A 424-nucleotide genomic window follows, 5' to 3' on the forward strand; every position below is an offset into this window, starting at 1 on the left:
GAACTAGGTTGGGGGCGTGCGCATCGACATCGTGAGCAAAGAGTTCCCCCCGTCCATCTACGGCGGTGCCGGCGTCCACGTCGCCGAGCTGACCCGTGTCCTGGCCTCCCGCGCCGACGTCCGCGTGCACGCCTTCGGCGCGCCGCGCGACCCGGACTACCACGGGGCCCGCGTCCTGACGTACCCGAACCCGCCCGGGTTCGACGCCGCCAACGGGGCCGTGCAGACCCTGGCCACCGACCTCACGATCCTCGGCGACCTCGAGGGCGCCGACGTCATCCACTCCCACACCTGGTACGCCAACCTGGCCGGCCACCTCGGCAAGCTCCTGCACCAGACCCCCCACGTCCTCTCCGCGCACTCCCTCGAGCCGCTGCGCCCCTGGAAGGCGGAGCAGCTCGGCGGCGGCTACGCCCTGTCCAGC

General features: G+C 72.6%; 1 protein-coding gene. It reads left to right on the plus strand.

The window, feature by feature from the left end:
* Positions 1–31 precede the first annotated feature (31 nt).
* A partial coding sequence (locus tag JZ791_RS44355) for a glycosyltransferase (RefSeq protein WP_308163519.1) occupies positions 32–424 on the plus strand: 393 nt, incomplete at its 3' end.

This window comes from Nocardia alni, from assembly GCF_019038435.1.
GTDB classification, from domain to species: domain Bacteria; phylum Actinomycetota; class Actinomycetes; order Mycobacteriales; family Mycobacteriaceae; genus Nocardia; species Nocardia alni.